17 protein-coding genes and 2 pseudogenes are annotated in these 18703 nt (G+C 70.5%); 13 read left to right on the top strand and 6 right to left on the bottom strand.

The annotated features are described in order from the left end of the window. Positions 1-280: 280 nt before the first annotated feature. The 5 genes from ACY34J_RS01360 to ACY34J_RS01380 are packed head-to-tail and all read right to left on the bottom strand — an operon-like array spanning position 281 to position 6136. Complete coding sequence (locus ACY34J_RS01360; protein ID WP_462724404.1) at positions 281-1693, bottom strand: MATE family efflux transporter; 1413 nt, start codon at positions 1691-1693, stop codon at positions 281-283. A 5-nt stretch (positions 1694-1698) separates the two neighbouring features. Further along, positions 1699-2727, bottom strand: coding sequence for a cysteine synthase family protein (locus ACY34J_RS01365; RefSeq protein ID WP_462724405.1), 1029 nt, complete (start codon positions 2725-2727; stop codon positions 1699-1701). Positions 2728-2751: 24 nt separating this feature from the next. Further along, positions 2752-4125 carry a type III PLP-dependent enzyme domain-containing protein gene (locus ACY34J_RS01370; protein WP_462724406.1) on the bottom strand — a complete coding sequence of 458 codons (1374 nt, stop codon included), beginning with the start codon at positions 4123-4125 and terminating at the stop codon, positions 2752-2754. Beyond that, on the bottom strand, positions 4116-5099 hold the full coding sequence (locus tag ACY34J_RS01375; RefSeq protein WP_462724530.1) for an ornithine cyclodeaminase family protein: 984 nt from the start codon (positions 5097-5099) through the stop codon (positions 4116-4118). The genes ACY34J_RS01370 and ACY34J_RS01375 overlap by 10 nt, the downstream gene beginning before the upstream one ends. Positions 5100-5146: 47 nt before the next feature. Continuing rightward, positions 5147-6136 carry a TauD/TfdA family dioxygenase gene (locus tag ACY34J_RS01380; protein WP_462724407.1) on the bottom strand — a complete coding sequence of 330 codons (990 nt, stop codon included), beginning with the start codon at positions 6134-6136 and terminating at the stop codon, positions 5147-5149. A 326-nt stretch (positions 6137-6462) separates the two neighbouring features. Between ACY34J_RS01380 and ACY34J_RS01385 the strand changes: the two genes are divergently transcribed. The 13 genes and pseudogenes from ACY34J_RS01385 (at position 6463) to argF (ending at position 18166) form a co-directional block, all read left to right on the top strand. Next, positions 6463-8010, top strand: coding sequence for an ABC transporter substrate-binding protein (locus ACY34J_RS01385; RefSeq protein ID WP_462724408.1), 1548 nt, complete (start codon positions 6463-6465; stop codon positions 8008-8010). Further along, positions 7995-9017: an ABC transporter permease gene (locus tag ACY34J_RS01390; protein WP_462724409.1), complete on the top strand. Its 1023-nt coding sequence runs from the start codon at positions 7995-7997 to the stop codon at positions 9015-9017. The genes ACY34J_RS01385 and ACY34J_RS01390 overlap by 16 nt, the downstream gene beginning before the upstream one ends. Further along, positions 9014-9862, top strand: a complete 849-nt coding sequence (locus tag ACY34J_RS01395) for an ABC transporter permease (protein ID WP_462724410.1) — start codon at positions 9014-9016, stop codon at positions 9860-9862. Before ACY34J_RS01390 ends, ACY34J_RS01395 begins: the two co-directional genes overlap by 4 nt. Continuing rightward, positions 9859-11388 carry an ABC transporter ATP-binding protein gene (locus tag ACY34J_RS01400; RefSeq protein ID WP_462724411.1) on the top strand — a complete coding sequence of 510 codons (1530 nt, stop codon included), beginning with the start codon at positions 9859-9861 and terminating at the stop codon, positions 11386-11388. The genes ACY34J_RS01395 and ACY34J_RS01400 overlap by 4 nt, the downstream gene beginning before the upstream one ends. 139 nt (positions 11389-11527) lie before the next feature. Next, positions 11528-11911 carry a cell division protein SepF gene (locus ACY34J_RS01405; RefSeq protein WP_462724531.1) on the top strand — a complete coding sequence of 128 codons (384 nt, stop codon included), beginning with the start codon at positions 11528-11530 and terminating at the stop codon, positions 11909-11911. Between the two features lie 55 nt (positions 11912-11966). Beyond that, positions 11967-13109: an AAA family ATPase gene (locus ACY34J_RS01410; protein WP_462724412.1), complete on the top strand. Its 1143-nt coding sequence runs from the start codon at positions 11967-11969 to the stop codon at positions 13107-13109. Continuing rightward, positions 13106-13471: a nucleotide pyrophosphohydrolase gene (locus tag ACY34J_RS01415; RefSeq protein WP_462724413.1), complete on the top strand. Its 366-nt coding sequence runs from the start codon at positions 13106-13108 to the stop codon at positions 13469-13471. The genes ACY34J_RS01410 and ACY34J_RS01415 overlap by 4 nt, the downstream gene beginning before the upstream one ends. Positions 13472-13634: 163 nt before the next feature. Continuing rightward, positions 13635-14126, top strand: a complete 492-nt coding sequence (locus tag ACY34J_RS01420; RefSeq protein ID WP_462724414.1) for a DUF6099 family protein — start codon at positions 13635-13637, stop codon at positions 14124-14126. Between the two features lie 14 nt (positions 14127-14140). Continuing rightward, positions 14141-14286: pseudogene (locus tag ACY34J_RS01425) on the top strand (LLM class F420-dependent oxidoreductase); the annotation flags it as partial. Between the two features lie 5 nt (positions 14287-14291). Next, positions 14292-14444 (top strand): annotated as a pseudogene (locus ACY34J_RS01430) (LLM class F420-dependent oxidoreductase); the annotation flags it as partial. A 53-nt stretch (positions 14445-14497) separates the two neighbouring features. Continuing rightward, positions 14498-15421 (top strand): homocysteine S-methyltransferase, encoded by a 924-nt coding sequence (gene mmuM / locus ACY34J_RS01435; RefSeq protein ID WP_462724415.1) that lies wholly within the window; start codon positions 14498-14500, stop codon positions 15419-15421. 404 nt (positions 15422-15825) lie between these two features. After that, positions 15826-17058 carry an arginine deiminase gene (locus ACY34J_RS01440; RefSeq protein WP_462724416.1) on the top strand — a complete coding sequence of 411 codons (1233 nt, stop codon included), beginning with the start codon at positions 15826-15828 and terminating at the stop codon, positions 17056-17058. 103 nt (positions 17059-17161) lie between these two features. Beyond that, complete coding sequence (argF, locus tag ACY34J_RS01445; RefSeq protein ID WP_462724417.1) at positions 17162-18166, top strand: ornithine carbamoyltransferase; 1005 nt, start codon at positions 17162-17164, stop codon at positions 18164-18166. Here the strand turns inward: argF and ACY34J_RS01450 are convergent. Further along, positions 18129-18569 (bottom strand): ATP-binding protein, encoded by a 441-nt coding sequence (locus ACY34J_RS01450; RefSeq protein WP_462724418.1) that lies wholly within the window; start codon positions 18567-18569, stop codon positions 18129-18131. The genes argF and ACY34J_RS01450 overlap by 38 nt on opposite strands. Positions 18570-18703 lie beyond the last annotated feature (134 nt).

Below are 18703 nucleotides of genomic sequence, written 5' to 3' on the forward strand. Positions count from 1 at the left end.
TCTTGAGCCCGCCGAAAAGACGCGCTGATCTACGGATCGAATCGGCCGTCGGCGCGGCGCAGTCTGACGGTGTTTCACCCGGATCACGGCAGCTGACGCTATGATGTGCCCATGCATCTGTCGTCGTGTCTGAGCTGGTGGCGCTTCTCGTAGGAGCGGCCGCCTCTCGCGCATGACCGGGCCGTTCGGATGGACGGCCCTTTCGTGTCCCCTGGACCAGGGCTCGTTCATCCCGACGGCGAGACCGACACCGGCTTCTCACCGGCGCGGCCGGCCCGTCCTACATGGCCGGCATGGGCGCCGCGGGCAGCGCCTCGGCACGCACCGCTAGGCCCCGGTTGTAGCGGCGCATGAGGAGCAGCGCGGTGGCGGCGAGGCCGGTGAGCAGGCCGAGCCAGACACCGGTGGCGTCCAGCCCGGTAACGGGGCCGAGGAGGAACGCGGCGGGCAGGCCGATGAGCCAGTAACCGACGAGGGTGACGTGGAAGCCGCCCCTGGTGTCGTCCAGTCCGCGGAGCAGACCGACGCCGATGTTCTGGGTGCAGTCGAAGAACTGGAGGACGGCGGCGACCAGGAGCAGGTCGGTGGCGATGGAGATCGCCGTGGATTCGGACGGGGAGAAGAAGGGGCGCAGGACGAGTTCCGGCGCGAGGAGGTAGACGGCGCCGACGACGGCCATGACGGCGGCCGCGCAGGCCAGGGCGGTGTTCTTCAGGCGCTTGGCCGCGTCGATCCGGCCCAGGGCCAGTTCCCGGCTGACGTTGATGGACGCGGCGTGGGAAAGGCCGACGGCTATCTGGAAGACGATGTAGATGAGCTGGTTGACGGCGGTGTGGGCGGCGAGTGCCGCGCTGCCGAAGGTGCCCACGATGAGGGCGACGACGAAGAAGAAGCCGGCCTCGGAGCCGTAGGTGGCGGCGATGGGCGTACCGAGCCCGGTCAGCCTGCGGAGTGTGTCCTTGCGGGTCTTCCATATGCGGATGTCCAGCAGGGCCGCGAGCTCCGAGTCACGGCGGGCGGAGACGTGCAGGGCGAGGCACGACAGCACGTGGACCAGGGAGGTGGCCACTCCGATGCCGGGCAGGCCGAGTTCGGGCAGCGCCCAGGTGCCGTCGATGAACACCCAGTTGAGCCCGGCGTTGACCGCGATGGAGGCGATGGTGATGCGCAGGAGTGCCTGCGGCCGTCGCATGCCGACGGTGAACTGCCGGATGGCCTGGAACCACAGGCAGGGGATCAGGCCGGGAGCCATGGCGTACAGAACGGGCTTGGCCGCGTCGGCCACCTTGGCGTCCTGGCCGAGCCAGACGACGGCGTGGCCGACCAGCACCATGATCACCGCTCCGGCGAGCCCGGCGAGGGTGGCGAGGGCGAGTGCGGCGCGGACCAGGTCGCGTACCTCCTCGTCGGCCCGCCCCCGGGATGTATCGGATGGGGCGGATTCGGACCGGGCGGCTGCGGCGGCCACCTGGTTGCCGACCGCGGTGACCATGCCCACGCCCATGGTGCGCAACTGATTGAAGATCACCATGGCGAGACCGCCCGCCGCCAGGGCCTCGGCGCCCATCAGGCCCATCATCACGGTGTCGGTGGTGGTCAGGGCGACCTGGGCGAGTTGCGTCAGGGCGAGTGGCACGGCGAGGCCGGCGAGGGCCCGGCTGTCGCTGAGCAGGGTGCGTATGGGTATCGGCATTGGTGTCAGTTCCCGCGGAGTTTGGTCAGCAGCTCGTCGATCTCGCGCTCGACCGTGTGATCGATGAGGTCGCGAGCGGTCATCCAGTCGTCGTCGAAGACGGTGTCCATGTACTTCTCTCCGCCGTCGTTGAGCAGGGCGACCATAGTGGTCTCCGGCGGGAGGGCCGCCATCCGGGTCAGGGCCTCGTACACGACGCCGCCCGCGGAGCCGCCGATGAGCAGTCCGGTTTTACGGGCGAGGACGCGGGCGGTGGCGAACGCCTCGATGTCGCCGACCTTCACGCCCTCGTCGATGAGGCCGAAGTCGACGAGCGCGCCGATCTCGGCACCTTCGGGGGTGCCGGTGCCGGACTGGAAGTAGTCGTGGGCCGGACCGCCGAACGCGATGGAGCCCTTGGGCTCGACACCGACGATCCGCACGTCGGGCACCGTGGTACGCAGCTCGCGACCGGTGCCGCACAGCCCCCCGCCGGTGCCGACGGCGCCGATGAGGATGTCGATACGGCCGTCCAGGGCGGCGTCCAGTTCCCGGCCGACGGGGTAGTAGCCGCCCGCGTTGGCGGGGTTGTTGTGCTGCTCGGTGAAGATGGCGTTGTCGTCGTCGCGGGCCATCCGCTCGGCCAGTTCCTCCCGGGCCGCGGTGGCCAGGTCCTCGCTGCCGTCGTCGACGACGTAGACGAGTTCGGCGCCGAGGGACTTCATGCCGCGCAGCTTGTCGGTGCAGGCGTGATTGTCGACGACGGCGGTGAAGGTGTAGCCGCGCTCGGCGGCGATGACAGCGAGGCCGAGGCCGGTGTTGCCGGAGGTCGACTCGATGATGCGGCCGCCGGGGCGCAGCTCGCCGCGCTCCTCGGCATCGATCACCATCTGCCGGGCCATCCGTATCTTGGCGCTGCCGGTGGGGTTGAACTGCTCCAGTTTGAGCAGCAGGCGACTTCCGTTCTCGGTGCGGCACAGCTCGAACAGGGGCGTATAGCCGACGAGGTCCGAGACACGGGTGACGACGGCGGGGCGCAGGAGTGCCTTGTGCATCGCGGGCTCCAGGTGGGCAGGTGGTCAGGAGGGCGGGCGGCGGTCCAGCCGCCAGCGGGTGCGCTCGTGTGTGTCCTCGACGACGACCTTCGGGGGCAAGGGCAGGTCGTGGAACGGCGATTCGTTGGAGTCCATCTGGTATCCGGCGGTGTTGGGGTAGACCAGCAGGTCTCCTGGGGCCGGCCGCGTTGGAAAGACGATCTTGCGCCAGGTGAGCATGTCCGACTCCAGGCAGGTGGCGCCGCCGACGCAGGCGCGGAAGGGCGGGCCGCCCGGGCGGTCGTCGGCGGTGAGGAGTAGGGGGTCCGGCAGGTACTCGCTGTTGAACCACTGCTCGGACAGGCTCAGGCTGGTTCCGTCCACGGTGAGGATTGCGTAGTCACCGCGGACCTTGACGCCCTGGATGCGGAAGACCGTGCAGCCGGCCCGGTCCAGCAGCGCGCGGCCCGGCTCCGTCAGCAGGATGACTCCGGCGTCGCGCAGTTGGTCGGCCAGGGTGACATCGCTGCCCTCGGGGCGGGCGGCGAGGATGGCCCGCAGGGTGTCGGCGCCGGCGGCGGGCGAGTGGTAGGGGTAGAAATCGCAGTTCGCGAAGGACTTTGCCGCGTGATAGTCGGCGGGACTCTGGTCGCGGGTGAACCGCTCCCAGTCGTCCGCCGCCACGTAGTCGACGGCGAACCCTCCGCCGATGCTGATCCGGTCCGCCTGCAGACCCATGACACGGGCCTTGAGGCACAGGCCGACGAGTTCGCCCGCCAGGTCGGCGCGCGGCTGCACGGCGTAACCGGACAGATGGAAGGAGAAGCCCTCCATGCGTACGGCGTCGTCCGCGTCGCGGCACCGCTCCAGAGCCGTGTGGAGCTCGGAGTCGTTCATGCCGAAGCGGCTGTGCGGCTGGATCGGGGGCAGTCGGCGCAGGAGGATCCGGGCAGGACGGGTGGCCGACGCGACCGTCATGACGCGTTCCAGCTCGTCCAGTGCGTCCACGGCGATGAGGCAGCCCTGCAGGATGGCGATGCGCAGCAGGCCGTCGGCCTTGGCGGGGCCGGTCACCACGATGTTCTCGCCGCGTACGCCGTGACCCAGTGCCTCGCGCAGCTCGCCGGTGCTGGCCACGTCGACGCCGGTGCCGTCGAGGGCGCAGCGTTCGATCCAGGCCGCGGCCTTGTTGGCCTTCTTGGCGTAGTAGACGCGGCCGTCGACGCCCGCCTCGTCCAAGGCTGCCCGGAAGGCGGCGACGTTGGCGTCGAAGCGGTCGGGCAGCAAGAGGTGAAACGGTCCGCCGAAGACGTACGCGAGCTCCTGCGGCAGACCGCCGTGCAGAACGGCGTCCGACTGCGGGTCCGGGTGCGCGGGCAGCGTCAGGCCCGGCATCCTTGCTATTCGGGTCACTGCCACAGCGGCACCCGCGTTCCCAGGCCCTGTGCGAGGGCGAGCTGCGCGAAGCGATGCCCGAGGGCGATGTCGGTGATGACGAGACCGCTGTTGTACGCGAAGATGCGCTGCCCGTCGTCCGTACGTCCGCCCGCGCGGCCCGCCAGCACCTCCGGGAATTCGGCATCCAGGTCCGGGAATTCGCCGTTCTCGTCGGCCATGTCGGTGCCGGTGACCCGCATCTGTGCCGCGCTGGTGGCGATGACCCGGTCGGCGCGGTGCAGGGTGGAGGGCGCGATGCCGTGGCCGACGAGGATCGAGAGCGCGGCAGGCCCCAGCCAGTCGGACTCGACCGCCGCCGAGGTGTTCGGTCCCGCGGTGGCTACGACCACGTCGGCGTCGGCGGCGGCTGAGCGCAGGTCCTCGACGACTTCCAGCTCACGCTCGGGGAAGTACGCGTGCAGCTGCTCGCGTACGGCACGTATGCCGTCCGGATGCGTGCCGAAGACCATCAGCCGCTCCAGCTGGGGGAGCGTGGTGAGCAGGAAGGGCAGAGCCAGCCGGCCTTGCGTGCCGGTGCCGATGACCAGCGCGCTGCTGCTTCCGGGCGCTGCCAGCTCGCGGGCGAGAAGAGCGGAGACCGCCGGGGTGCGCAGCGAGCCGATGCGGCCGCAGTCCATCATCGCGACCGGGAGGCCGGTCTCGTCGTCGTAGAGGGTCAGCGCGGTGTAGTAACGCTGCTTGTCGCGGTCCTCGTGCAGCCCGTGCTTGTACGAGGTCTTGATGGCGACGACGTTGCGGACCCCGTCGCGGCCGAGCATGGCGTATGAGACGGAGTGCCCGTCCTCGGGCTTGACGGTCAGCTTGCGCGGGTTGTCGGACTTGCCATCGGCCAGGGTCCGGTACGCCTGCTCGACGACGGAGACCACGTCGGGCAGCGAGATGTCGATGCCCGCGATGTCCGTGGTGCTGAGAACGGACAAGCTCTTGTCGTCCATGAGTTGGGCGCTGTAGGTCACTTCGGTCGCCTTCGTCCGGTCGGTGGTCACGTGTACGCCTCGATCGCCGCCTGGCCGTAGCCGTGCTCGGCCGCCTCGGCCGCGGGGCGGGTGCGGCGGTTCGGAACGCGAACGGAGGCCCGCTTCAGCCAGCGGTCGGTTCCGTCGTAGCGCGCCCGGAACGGGACCCGGCCGTGCACGACCATGTCGTTGTCGACGACCAGGACGTCACCCGGCTCCAGGCTCACCGCCACCGAGGCGCGAGCGAGCTCGTCCTCCAAGCGGCCGTAGGCGGCGCGGAATTCGGGGGAGGCGTCGTCGAGCGGTGTGTAGGCAGGGTCGAACCGGAGGGTGAGTCCGTCCTCGGACTCCCACAGGGTGGGTACGTTCGGCGGGCGGCCGTCAAACCCCTGCGCCTCGGTGTAGGCGTCGTCGGGGAGGATCGGCAGCGTCGGCTGGGAGAGCAGCTCGACATCGGCGTCGGGGAGCCGGACCTTGCGGATGCTGGCGGCGGTAGTGGCGATCCGGTCGTGATTGCGCATGCAGCCGAGCATCAGCAGGTGGGCGCGGCCCGGGTGGAAGGCGTCCTCGGTGTGCGGGCTCAGCAGCACGGTGCTGCTGGCGCCCGTCTGCTCGTGCTCGTGGCCGGGGCTGGGGACGATGTTGTGTACGAACCGGCCGTTCTGCTGCCCCTCCCACGCGATGGGATTGCCCATCACGGTGGCGAGCAGAAGCAGGGTCACGTCCCACACCGCCGCGCAGTCGCCTGCCGTGGCCCAACTGGTCGGCGTGGCCCCGATGTCGGTGTCGTCGACGGACAGGCCGCGCAGGAGGAACAAGCCGTCGGCGGTGTCGACGGGGCGGCAGTGGTGCCGCGTCTGCTCGCTGAGCCCGGCTGCCGTTTCGCATACCCGTTCCAACAGTTCCGGCCGAGTGGCGGAGCTGCCGAACTCGTCGAGGATCTTTCGCGACGTTTGGGTCAGTTCGTCGATCGATTGCTGGGCGAGCTCGCGGACGGGTGCGGGTCCCGTAGTCATGGATGCGTCATCCACTTCCGTCGCAGGGAAATCGGGCAGGGGGAATCCGGCGGTGCATGGCTGAAGTCGGCGCCGTACGGGGCGGGGTTGGCAGCTGCCACCGGGGAACGTACCAATCGAACTTAGGTAAGGCAAACCTTATCTCTCGAAGCATCTTCACCTCGCGCTCGGCTGGCAGTTCGACGAGAGGGTGCGCACCCCTGTGTGCGAAATCGGGCACTTCCGGGGCTTAACGGTCGGGGGTGTGCAGCGGCCTTGCCTGTAGTCCAATCCTTAGGGTAGGCATACCTAAGTAGTGCGATTTTCAACCCGGGAACGAGGACGACGTGGAGCTGAACAGACGACAGTTGCTGTGGGCTGGTGGCGGTTTGGGGGCTGCCGTGCTGCTCGCGGCGTGCGGCGGCGACAAGACCCCCGGCTCTGCGTCGGATTCCGATGCCAAGCCCAAGCGCGGCGGCACTCTCCGGGTCGGCGCTCTGGGCCGGGCGAACGCCATCACCCGCGACCCGCACGGCAGTCAGGCCAACGAGAGCGACTACCTCATCATCTCGCTGATCTACGACACCCTCACCGTGCCCGGGGCCAAGACCAACACCGCGCCGCGTCTGGCCTCCCGCTGGACGGCGTCGGACGACCTCAAGACCTGGCGGTTCACCATCGCCGAGGGCGCGAAGTTCCACGACGGCAGCCCGGTCACAGCTGAGGACGTCGTCTTCTCGCTGCGCCGGCTGCGCGGCACCCCATCCGGTGCCTCCCGGCTCCCCGGCATCATGGCCGAGAACATCAAGGCCGAGGGAGCCGACACCGTCGTCCTGGTCTCCGACTACGCCAACGCCGAACTACCCATGCTCACCCGCCTGACGACCTTCGTCGTCAAAAAGGGCACCGAGGACAAGGAGATCGCGAAGGCCCCGGGCACCGGCCCCTTCAAGCTCGACTGGTTCCGCGGCGGCAACGCGCGGCTCGTCCGCAACGAGGACTGGTACGGCGGCGAGGTCCTGCTCCACGCCATCGAGGTCAAGATCTTCGAATCCCCGCAGGCCATGGCGAACGCCCTGCTCGCCGGACAGATCGACCTCGCTTCCAACGTCGGCGCCGTCGCGGCCCGAACGGCCGAGAAGCGCAAGGACATCCGGATCGTGCGCCGCCCCAACGACATGGCGATGCCCATCGTGATGCGCACCGCCGACGGCCCGTTCGCGAACGAGAAGGTGCGTGAGGCGCTGCGCCTGGCCGTGGACCGGGAGGCCATGGTCAAGCAGGTCCTGTCCGGCTACGGCACGGTCGCCAACGACATCCTCGGCACCGGCGACCCCGCCTACGCCAAGGACATTCCGCAGCGCACCCGCGACATCGCCAAGGCCAAGTCCCTGCTGAAGGAAGCCGGCTTCGACCTGTCCAAGACCTACGAGCTGGTGACGACGGAGGACATCGCCGGACTCGCCGAGTCCGCCACGCTCTTCGCGACCCAGGTACGCGAAGCAGGTGTCAAGATCAAGGTGGTCAAGCAGGAATCGTCCGCCTTCTGGGAGAAGACCTGGCTCAAGGGCGACCTGTACACCTCGTACTGGGGCACCAACGACTCCGTGGTGTTCTTCGCCAGCAAGACCATGGTCTCGGACTCCGGACAGAACGAAGCGGGCTGGAAGAACGCCGAGTTCGACGCCGCGTACCGCAAGGCCATGGCCACCGAGGACCGAGCCGCCCGGGCCAAGCTGCTCCACGACGTGCAGCAGATCGAGCACCACAAGTCGGGCTACCTGCTGTGGGGCATGGCCGACGGCATCGACCTCGCGGCTGCTCCCGTACGCGGCCTGCCCACCCTTCCCGGTTATGGACGTGTACAGCTCGAGCGGGCATGGCTGAACCGCTGACCGGCGGTGTGGAGCGGGCAGGAGCCGAGCCGGGCGGAAAGCCAACCTCCCGGCCCGCCCGGCCCCGGCTGCTCACGCTGATGCGCCTGGCCGCCCTCCTCGCCCGCCGGGCCGTCCTGCTCGCCGTCCTGCTCGCCACGGTCTTCACGGCCGTCGAGCTGCTCCCCGGCGACGCGGCCACCGCCACCTCCGAACGCGGCGAGAGAGCGGCCGACGTCGCGCAGCGGCGCGAACTACTGGGCCTGGACCGGCCGGTCCTCGAACGCTTCGCGGACTGGATGACCGGCCTGCCCACCGGTGACCTCGGCACCTCCGCACGGGGCGAATCCATCACCGAGATGCTGGCCCGCCCCTTCCCCAACACCCTCCTGCTCGGCGGGCTCGCCCTGCTGGTCACCCTCGCCGCCTCGCTCGCGCTCGGCGGCTGGGCGGCACTGCGGCCCGGCGGCAAGGTCGACCGCGTGGTTTCGGCGACGGCCACCGGCGTACTCGCGCTGCCGGAGTTCGTGGTCGCGGTCGCCCTCGTGTTCGTCTTCGCGCAGTGGCTCGACTGGCTGCCTGCCGTGACCCTGACCGACGGCGGCGGCTCGCCCGCGTCCTGGCAGATGCTCGTCCTCCCCGTCGCCGCCCTGTCCGTGCCGCAGATCGGCTGGAACACCCGTATCGTGCGGGCCGCCCTCGCCGACGAGGCCAAGGCACCACACGTGGAGACCGCCGTGCTCGACGGGTTGCCGAGCCACCGCGTCCTCATCCGCCATGTGCTGCCCGGTGCCGCGCCCGCGATCGCCGCCGGCATCGCCACCTCGACCGGAATGCTGCTCGGCGGCGCGGTCGTGGTCGAGACCGTCTTCAACTACCCCGGCATCGGCGCCGTTCTCGCCGGAGCCGTCACCGACCGGGACGGCCCGGTCATCGCCGGAGTCGTCGCCGTCACGGGAGCCGTCATCAGCGGCGTGCTGCTCCTCGCCGACGTCGTAAAGGCCAAGGCGTCCGGAGGAACCCTGTGACCATCACCCGGAGTCCGGCCGTCCGCAAGGGGCGCGCGCGTCCTGGCGTGCTGCTGCTGCGCACGCTGCCCGCCCTGGCCCTCGTCCTCCTCGCCATGGCGGGGCCATGGCTCGCTCCGAACGCGATCGACGTCCCGGTCACCGCCCCCTACGCCGAACCAGCCGATGGAGCGCCGCTCGGGGGCGACCAGCTCGGCCGTGACGTACTCACCCGCCTCCTCGCAGGGGGACGTGATCTCATCCTCACGTCCCTGCTGGTGGCCATGCTCGTCACCGCCGTGGCCGCCGTCCTCGGCACCATTGCCGCTCTCCGCCCAGGGATCGGCCGCGTCATCGACCGCGCAGCCGACGTACTCATGCTGCTGCCCGCCGTGCTCGGCATCCTCCTGATCGCCCTGTCCTGGCCGGACGGCGGCCACTTCGCCCTGATCGCCGCGGCCACCGTCCTGGGGGTGCCCTACGCGGTGCGCGTGGCAGCAGCGGCGGCCGCGCCCGTGGCGGCCTCCGGTTACATCGAGGCGGCGGCCGTCGGCGGTGAACGCCTGTGGTACCTCGTCGTCCGCGAGGTCCTGCCCAACCTGCGCGCCACCCTCCTCGCCCTGTTCGGGCTGCGCTTCATCGCCGCGGTGTACGTCGTCTCCACAGCGGGCTTCCTCCAGGTGGGGCCGCAGCCCCCGGCCGCCGACTGGGCGCTGATGATCCGCGAGAACGCCGGTGGAATCCTCCTCAACCCCTGGGCCGTACTGGCCCCCAGCATCGCCATCGGCCTGCTGGCCATGAGCATCAACCTGGCCGCCGCGGCACTCGTGCCGCCCAGCGGCCGGAAGGCGGTGACGGCACTGTGAACCACATACCTCGGTGGTACCCCGAAGGCCAAGTCCGTGCGGAGGAGGCCGCGGTGCGCGTCAGCGGCCTCACGATCGCCGGCCCGGACGGCCGGCTCCTCCTCGAGAACGGCGGCCTGGAGGTCCGCCCGGGCCGCGTCGTCGCCCTCACCGGACCGTCCGGCTGTGGAAAGACCACGCTGTTGCGCGCCGTGGCAGGCGTCCTGCCCCCGGGTGCGGAGCGTACGGCCGGAAAGCTCGGCGTACTCGGTCACGATCCGTTCAGCCTGCCGGAGACGGAGAAACGTGCCCTGCGCCGGCACAGGCTCGCCTACGTCGGCCAGGACCCGGGCTCCGGGCTCAACCCCCGCATGACGGTCCGCCGCCTGCTCGCCGAAGTCACCGCCGACCACAGTCCGGAGGCCCTGCGCGCCCTGCTCGCCGAGGTGCGCCTGCCGACCGACCAGGACCTGGCCGACCGTCGCCCCGGTGCCCTCTCCGGCGGACAGCAGCGGCGGGTCGCCCTCGCCCGGGCACTGGCCCGCCGCCCCGCCGTCCTGCTCCTCGACGAGCCCACCGCCGGACTCGACGCGAATCTGCGCGACGAGATCGGCGAACTCCTGCGACACCTGGTGAGCCGGCACCAGATGGCGGTCGCGCTGTCCTGCCATGACGCGGACCTCGTCGCCCGCCTCGCCGACGACGTCGTGGAACTGCGTCCACGGCTCAGAGCACTCCCACAAACCACCGGCAGGTCCGCACGGCGGGACGGCACCGGGAAACCTCCCGTGCTGTCCGCGAGCGGGCTGACGGCAGCCTTCGCCCACCGCGGGCGCCAGGTCCCTGTACTGCACGGAATCGATCTCACCGTCTCCGCCGGGTCCAGCGTGGGTGTCGTTGGCGCCTCCGGCTCCGGAAAGACCACCCTGATGCGCACGGTCGTCGGCCTGCACCGCGCGGCCGGCGGCACCATCACCCTCGACGGCCTGTCTCTTCACCCTTCCGCCGGCCGCCGCACCCGCGAGCAGCGACGGCGTATCCAGCTCGTCCCCCAGGACCCGCTGGGCACACTCAACCCGAGCCGCACCATCGGTGCGGCGATCGGCCGCCCACTGGTCCTGCATCGCCGCGTGCCCCGCGGACAGGTTCGCGAGCGCGTGCTGGAACTCCTGCAACAGGTGGGCCTCCCGGCCGGCTTCGCGGACCGCTATCCGTACGAACTCTCCGGTGGACAACGGCAACGCGCCTCCATCGCCCGCGCGCTCGCGGCAGACCCCGATGTGCTGGTCTGCGACGAAGTGACGTCCGGTCTCGATGCCGAGACCGCAACCTCCGTCATGAACCTGCTCGAAGAGCTGCGGGACCGCCGGGGCCTCGCCCTGATCCTCATCAGCCACGACCTTCGCCTGGTGGAGGACCGGACCGAGGCACTGGTCGTCCTGTCGGAGGGCCGAGCCGTCGAACAGGGCCGGACCGAGCGGATCTTCGCGTCTCCCGAGCATCCCGTCACCGCCGCTCTCCTGGGGGTGGCGGTTCGTTCCGGTTGAGCCGGAGCGCCCCTGCTTCTGACGGCGCTCGCACATGGAGGCGACCTGTGTCGCTCCGCGCCGGATTGGTGTGTTCATCCCTAGACTCGCGGCATGCGGATATCCAGGACGCTCACCCGCGGGGGGAGGCCCGGTGAACATGCAGGACGTCACCGATGAGCAGTGGGAGGGGCTCGCCGAAGTCGTTCCCCTGCGGGGCGGCGACGCATGGCCGTCCCGGACCGACCACAAGACTCCGCCCGGCAAGCCGCAAGACGACCCGGACCAGCGGCGGTTGGTCGTGCTGCGGGTTCAGTGCTTCGCCGACGCCCGTGAGGTCGCGGAGTACCTCATGGCACAGATCCCGGTCCTGCTGGATCTGACGGTCGCGGATGCCGGTGTCGCCAAGCGCATCCTCGACTTCGCCAGCGGTGTCGTCTTCGGGCTGAACGCCGGGATGCACCGCGTCGACACCTATGTGTTCCTGCTGTCGCCGGTCGGCACCGAGGTGGACCGGCCCCGCCTCGCTGTACCCCGATCGTAGGAAGGTCGTAACGGAGGAACGGTTCGGCTGACGGGCCGTTGCATACGGTCCCGGCATGGAACCGACCAGCGCGAGAGCCGGGACAGCCGACCGGCCGGTGGTGACCGAACTGCGGCTCTCCTCCTACAAGTCGCACCGCGGCGCCGTCTTCCCCATCGGCCCGCTGACGCTCTTCGCCGGGCCGAGCGGCAGTGGCAAGTCCGGCGCGCTGCAGGCGTATGCGGCGCTCGCGCGGCTCGGCGCCGGCGACACGCTGGAAGAGGTGTTCCCGCACGCCGCGGACTGCGTGCCCGAGCAGGCCAGACCCGACGCCCAGGGGCGGCGCGGGTTCCGGATCGGCTGCACCGTAGACGGTCCGGTGGGGCAGGTCCGGCTGGATGTCGCCGTCCAGGCCGAGCCCGAACTGCGCGTGGTGGGTGAGCGGTTGACGGGATGCGGGCAGATCCTGCTGTCCACGGCGCTGCGCGACCCCGGACGGCGTACGGTCCAGGCCGCCTGGCACACGGCGGGCGCCGTGTCGGTGACCCGCGCCCCGCTGCCGGACGACCGGCTGGGTACGGCGCTGCTGCCGCTGCGGGTGGCGGGCAGGACCGCGGGCCAGCGGCTGGTGCTCGCGGCGGCCGAACAGGCCGTGGTGGCGCTGCGCTCGGTCTTCGCCTGCGACCCGCGGCCGGAGCGGATGCGGGCGCCGGCGGCGGTGGGGCGCGGGCGGCTGCAGAGCGGTTGCGGCAATCTCGCCGAGGTGCTGCGGCGGACGCGGGCGGAGTGCGGCACCCGGCATGCGGCGCTCGTCGCGGCTTCGCGCGCCGGCTGCCGGGGCGTGCTTGAGGACTTGGCGGCCGAGGAACTGGGCGATGGGACCGTACGGGCCGTCCTCGACCGGGGAGCGCTGGGTGTCACGCCCGTGGGGCGGCTGGGAGACGGCGAGTTGCGCTATCTGGCGCTGGCTTTGGTGCTGCTGACCGGGCCCGGGGTGCTGGAGATGGACCCGGTGGCGGAGGTACTGCCCGCCCGGCAGGCGCTGACCGTGCTGGCGGACGGCTTCGACCGCAGCCTCGACCGGCGGCAGGTCCGCGAACTGCTGGCGCTGGCGGTACGGATGGGGGAGCGCGGACATGTGCGGCTGGTCGGGGCGGTCCAGGACGGGGGGTACGCCGCCGGGCTGGGCGGCGTGTCGGTGGTAGACCTGGGGGTGTGACCGAGAGCCCCGAATCCGCACCGCACCCTCCGGAACCCGATGTGCGGGCGCTGCAGCGCCGGCTGGCGGCCTTCGCTGCCGCCCGGGACTGGCAGCCGTACCACACACCCAAGAACCTGGCCGCGGCGCTGAGCGTCGAGGCGGCGGAGCTGATGGAGATCTTCCAGTGGCTCACACCGGAAGAGTCGGCCCGGGTGATGGAGGACCCTCAGACGGCGCACCGGGTGGCTGACGAGGTCGCGGACGTACTGGCGTATCTGCTGCAGTTCTGCGAGGTGTTGGGGATCGACGTGCTGACAGAGCTGTCGGCGAAGATCGAACGGAACGAGGAGCGCTTCCCAGCACCCCCTGATGAACGGTGAGTTGCGGCCCGCCAAACGGTGAGATCGTCACTCTATGGAGTGATAGGCGTCTCAGCATGGGCACAGTTGTCCACAGATTTCGGAATACCCCTGGCCAAACGAGCCGCGAGGTATCACGCTGGGTAGTGAGAGTTTGACGGGGTGTACGGAGGGACGGGGGCCCATGGATGCGGTGCGATTGATCGGTGCCACGCGGCATGCGCTGGCGCAGACGCGGGCGGCCGCGGATATCGTGGCGGAGGCCTGGCAAGCCCAGGCGCTGGCGCAGGCGGTCGGTAGCCACCTCGCCATCAACGGTCCGCCGGAGCTGCGGGCCGAGGCCCGTGGGCTGAGCGAAGCGGGCGGGCGACCGTACGGCGCGCCGCACCACTCGGGGGCGGGCGCGGTGACGGTACGGGCCGAGCAGCTGACCGGAGTGCAGGATGCGCGGGCCGTGCTGTTGGGGCTGGGCGGTCTGCTCGGGGACGTCGGGATAGCCCTGGTCGCGGTCGCCTGCGCGGCGGATGAGGAAGGCCTCTACTGGCAGTGCATCGAGGCCATGGACGCTGCGGACGAGTCGGGTGACAGGGTGCGCGGACTGCTGCGGCACCTGGAGGACCGGGAGCGGGCCGAAGGGCGGCCCGCCGATGACGAAAACTGGGACAGCCGGCGGTAGTCCCCCCGGGGGCCGTGTACGGGACTGCGGGGGGTGACACCTCGAGCGTGCAGGATGGGGGCATGGATCTTCGCATATTCACACCGAGCCCCAGCAGGGCGCGAGCTACGACACCCTGCTCACCGTCGCCACGGCGACCGAGGATCTGGGCTTCGACGCCAGGAGAACGGCCTCGCGGGCTCCCCCGACGAGGTGGTCGACAAGATCGGCCGCTATGCCGAGATCGGCTGCTCCAGGATCTACCTTCGGGTTCTGGACCTCCACGGCCTGGAGCACCTGGAGCTGATCTCCTCTCGGGTGCGGTCCCAGCTCACCTGACCCCGGAGCTCTGACCACCGAACCACCGGACCACCAACCTTGGGAGTCCCGCGATGCCTGCCCCCACCGTGCCGCTGGCCGACGCCCTCGCCGAGGGCCCGGTCGTCCTCGACGGAGGACTGTCGAACCAACTCGCCGACCAGGGCTGCGATCTGTCGGACGCGCTGTGGTCGGCGCGACTGCTGGCCGACGCGCCCGAACAGGTCGAAGCGGCCCACGCCGCGTACGTACGGGCGGGCGCGCGGGTCCTCATCACCGCCAGCTACCAGGCGACGTACGAGGGTTTCGCCCGGCGCGGCATCGGACGCGAGCGGACGTCCGTGCTGCTGCGCCGCAGTGTCGAGCTGGCGCGCCAAGCCGCCGGGCCGCGTGAGGACGTCTGGGTCGCGGCCTCCGTCGGCCCGTACGGCGCCATGCTGGCCGACGGCAGCGAGTACCGCGGGCGGTACGGGCTGAGCGTGCCCGAGCTGGAGCGCTTCCACCGGCCCCGGATCGAGGCCCTGTGCGCTGCGGAACCCGATGTGCTCGCCCTGGAGACGGTGCCGGACGCCGACGAGGCGGAGGCGCTGCTCCGCGCCGCTGCGGGGACCGGAGTCCCCGTCTGGCTGTCGTACACAATCGCCGGCGACACCACGCGGGCCGGGCAGCCGCTCGATCAGGCTCTGGCGCTCGCCGCCGGCAACGACCAGGTGATCGCGGCCGGGGTCAACTGCTGTGATCCGCGGGATGCCCAGCGCGCGGTCGAGGTCGCGGCGGAGATCACCGGCAAACCCGTCGTCGTCTACCCCAACAGCGGGGAGACCTGGGACGCCGAGGCCCGCGGCTGGCGTGGCGGTTCCACCTTCGACGCCGGCCGGGTCCGCGACTGGCAGTCCGCCGGCGCCCGGCTCATCGGCGGATGCTGTCGTGTCGGACCGGACCGGATTGCCGAACTCACCCGTCTCATGGGGCGGTCGCCTGAGGAACCTTCCTCGTAGCGGCCCCGGGCCCTGCGACTCGGCTGCGTATTCCTAACTGCCGCGGCGGTGGGCACCTGACTGCCGCGGCGGTGGGCACCGGGCCGCTGGTACCGGCGCGGGGCCTCCGACTCGCCCAGCGGCGTCCATCGGTCTCCTGGCGAGGGGACCACCGGCTTGAGCCGGTGGGGCCGGTGGGGGGAATCGCTTCCCTGGCCTGTGGTATTTCCTTTCGCCCCGCAAGGGATCGGTTCGGGCTGGACCGCAACCCTCGGGTTGGAAGCCCCCCTCCTTTGGGGAGCGGAGTCACCGCACCCTCCTCAGTGACGGCGGCTGAAGCTCGCTGGTGGCCCGTTCCGTGCCGGATCACTGCGAGATCGCGCACAGGGGCCGCGCGAGCCGCCCGACTCGGCGAGGATGGGCGCATGGGCTTCCATGTGGATTCCGAGGCCGGGCGGCTCCGCCGCGTCATCCTGCACCGCCCGGACCTGGAGCTGAAGCGGCTCACGCCGAGCAACAAGGACGCGCTCCTGTTCGACGACCTGCTATGGGTCCGCCGGGCGCGGCAGGAGCACGACGGCTTCGCGGACGTTCTGCGCGAGTGCGGTGTGGAGGTGCACCTCTTCGGGGACCTGCTGGCCGACAGCATGGCCATCCCCGAGGCGCGGGCGCTGGTTCTCGACCGGGTCTTCCATGAGAAGGAGTACGGCCCGCTGGCCACCGACCACCTGCGGGCGGCCTTCGACGACATGCCGATCCCCGATCTTGTCGAGGCGCTGGTCGGCGGCATGACCAAGCGGGAATACCTGGACCGGTACCCGGAGCCCACCTCCGTCCGCTTCCACGTCATGGACCTCGACGACTTCCTGCTCGCCCCGCTGCCCAACCACCTGTTCACCCGGGACACCTCCGCGTGGGTCTACGACGGGGTGTCCATCAACGCCATGCGCTGGCCGGCCCGCCAGCGCGAGACCGTGCACTTCGAGGCGATCTACCGGCACCACCCCCTGTTCACCAGCGAGGAGGCCGGGCCCTTCCATGTGTGGTCGGAGGGACAGAGCGCCTACCCTTCGACGATCGAGGGCGGAGACGTACTGGTCATCGGCAATGGCGCGGTGCTCATCGGGATGAGCGAGCGGACGACGCCGCAGGCGGTGGAGATGCTGGCCCGCGGGCTGTTCGCGGCCGGTTCGGCCCGTACGATCGTGGCGCTGGACATGCCCAAGGGGCGGGCGGTCATGCACCTCGACACGGTGTTGACCATGATCGACGGTGACACCTTCACCCAGTACGCGGGGCTGGGGAACCTGCGCTCGTACACCATCGAGCCCGGCTCCAGCGAGCAGGACCTCAAGGTCACCGACCATCCACCGGAGCACATGCACCGGGCGATCGCGGCCGCGCTCGGCCTGGACTCCGTGCGGGTCCTCACTGCCACCCAGGACGTGCACTCGGCGGAGCGCGAGCAGTGGGACGACGGCTGCAATGTGCTGGCGGTGGAGCCGGGTGTGGTGGTCGCGTACGAGCGGAACTCCACCACCAACACATTTCTCCGCAAGTGCGGCATCGAGGTGATCACGATCCCGGGCAGTGAGCTGGGGCGGGGGAGGGGCGGGCCGCGCTGTATGAGCTGTCCCTTCGAGCGGGACGCCGTGTAAGCCCCGCGGTGAGGAGCGTCACGAAGGGTTGGCCTGTATAGAGATGCAATGCATCGTATAGAGTTACAGGGTCAGCAGTAGTCATACGACCGAGGAGCCCCTCATGGCGACAGACCTCACGGGCCGCCACTTCCTCAAGGAGCTCGATTTCACGGCCGAGGAGTTCCGCCACCTGATCACGCTGGCCGGTGAGCTCAAGGCCGCCAAGCGTGCGGGTGCCGAGGTGCCGCGGCTGAGGGGCCGCAACATCGCGCTGATCTTCGAGAAGACCTCTACCCGTACCCGCTGCGCCTTCGAGGTGGCGGCCGCTGACCAGGGCGCCTCGACAACGTACCTCGATCCGAGCGGCTCACAGATCGGGCACAAGGAGTCGGTGAAGGACACGGCGCGCGTGCTGGGCCGGATGTTCGACGGCATCGAGTACCGGGGGCACGCCCAGTCGGTCGTCGAGGAACTCGCCGAGCACGCCGGGGTCCCGGTCTTCAACGGGCTGACCGACGAGTGGCACCCGACGCAGATGCTCGCCGATGTGCTGACGATGACCGAGCACTGCGACAAGCCGCTGGAGTCGGTCTCCTATGCCTACCTCGGCGACGCCCGCTTCAACATGGGCAACTCCTACCTGGTCACCGGCGCACTGCTGGGCATGGATGTACGGATCGTCGCCCCGAAGTCACTGTGGCCGGCCGACGAGGTCGTCGCCGCGGCGCGCGAGTCGGCCGCGGCCAGCGGCGCCCGCATCACCCTGACCGAAGACGTCACCGAGGGTGTGGCGGGTGCGGACTTCATCGCCACCGATGTGTGGGTGTCGATGGGGGAGCCGAAGGAGGTGTGGGACGAGCGGATCGCACTGCTCCGTCCCTACGCCGTGACCATGGATGTGCTCCGGGCGACCGGCCGCCCGGATGTGAAGTTCCTGCACTGCCTGCCGGCCTTCCACGACCTGGGCACCCAGGTCGGCCGGGAGATCCATGAGCGGTACGGCCTGACCTCGCTCGAGGTCACCGACGAGGTCTTCGAGTCCGGGCACTCCGTCGTCTTCGACGAGGCCGAGAACCGGATGCACACCATCAAGGCCGTGCTGGTGGCCGCCCTCGCGGGAGAGTGAACGGCAGGGTGAACCATACGGCCTTGCCGTCCGGGGTCGGGCGGTAGCCGGATTCCCCGCTGAGGCTGCGTATCAGCAGCAGGCCGCGCCCGCCCTCGGCCAGGTCGAACGGATTGGACTGGGCGCCCGCCAGATTGCCGGGCGGGGAGGGGTCGTGGTCGTGCACCTCGACCCGGCAGCCGTCGGCCCGCAGCTCCACGATCAGGTCGATGGGGTGGTTCCCATCCGTGTGCTCGACGGCGTTCGCGACCAGCTCCGCCGTCAGCAGCTCAGCGGTCTCCCGGGGGCCGGACTCGGCGAGGTCCGCCAGCGCAGTGCGAATCAGCGCGCGGGCCATCGGGATGGCGGCCGCGGCGTGGGGCAGGGCGATGCGCCAGGAATCCGGTCGGGGGGCAGCGGGCAAGTGGGGTAGTCCGTTCGCAGGTCGGCAGATCTGGCCATCCACCGTAGGAACGCGGCGAATGCCCAGGCAGAGGCGCCAGTCGGCTTCTCGCGGGACCTCCGGCCTGCCGCCGCAGGGACTTTCGCCCCACGGCG

This window comes from Streptomyces sp. HSS9-12, from assembly GCF_054963655.1.

Coding starts and splice junctions, on each gene's coding strand:
- ACY34J_RS01365 (WP_462724405.1), bottom strand. CDS start 2,727: ATGCACAAGGCACTCCTGCGCCCCGCCGTCGTCACCCGTGTCTCGGAC.
- ACY34J_RS01410 (WP_462724412.1), top strand. CDS start 11,967: ATGGAACCGACCAGCGCGAGAGCCGGGACAGCCGACCGGCCGGTGGTG.
- ACY34J_RS01405 (WP_462724531.1), top strand. CDS start 11,528: ATGCAGGACGTCACCGATGAGCAGTGGGAGGGGCTCGCCGAAGTCGTT.
- ACY34J_RS01375 (WP_462724530.1), bottom strand. CDS start 5,099: ATGGACGACAAGAGCTTGTCCGTTCTCAGCACCACGGACATCGCGGGC.
- ACY34J_RS01380 (WP_462724407.1), bottom strand. CDS start 6,136: ATGACTACGGGACCCGCACCCGTCCGCGAGCTCGCCCAGCAATCGATC.
- ACY34J_RS01390 (WP_462724409.1), top strand. CDS start 7,995: ATGGCTGAACCGCTGACCGGCGGTGTGGAGCGGGCAGGAGCCGAGCCG.
- mmuM (WP_462724415.1), top strand. CDS start 14,498: ATGCCTGCCCCCACCGTGCCGCTGGCCGACGCCCTCGCCGAGGGCCCG.
- ACY34J_RS01360 (WP_462724404.1), bottom strand. CDS start 1,693: ATGCCGATACCCATACGCACCCTGCTCAGCGACAGCCGGGCCCTCGCC.
- ACY34J_RS01420 (WP_462724414.1), top strand. CDS start 13,635: ATGGATGCGGTGCGATTGATCGGTGCCACGCGGCATGCGCTGGCGCAG.
- argF (WP_462724417.1), top strand. CDS start 17,162: ATGGCGACAGACCTCACGGGCCGCCACTTCCTCAAGGAGCTCGATTTC.
- ACY34J_RS01440 (WP_462724416.1), top strand. CDS start 15,826: ATGGGCTTCCATGTGGATTCCGAGGCCGGGCGGCTCCGCCGCGTCATC.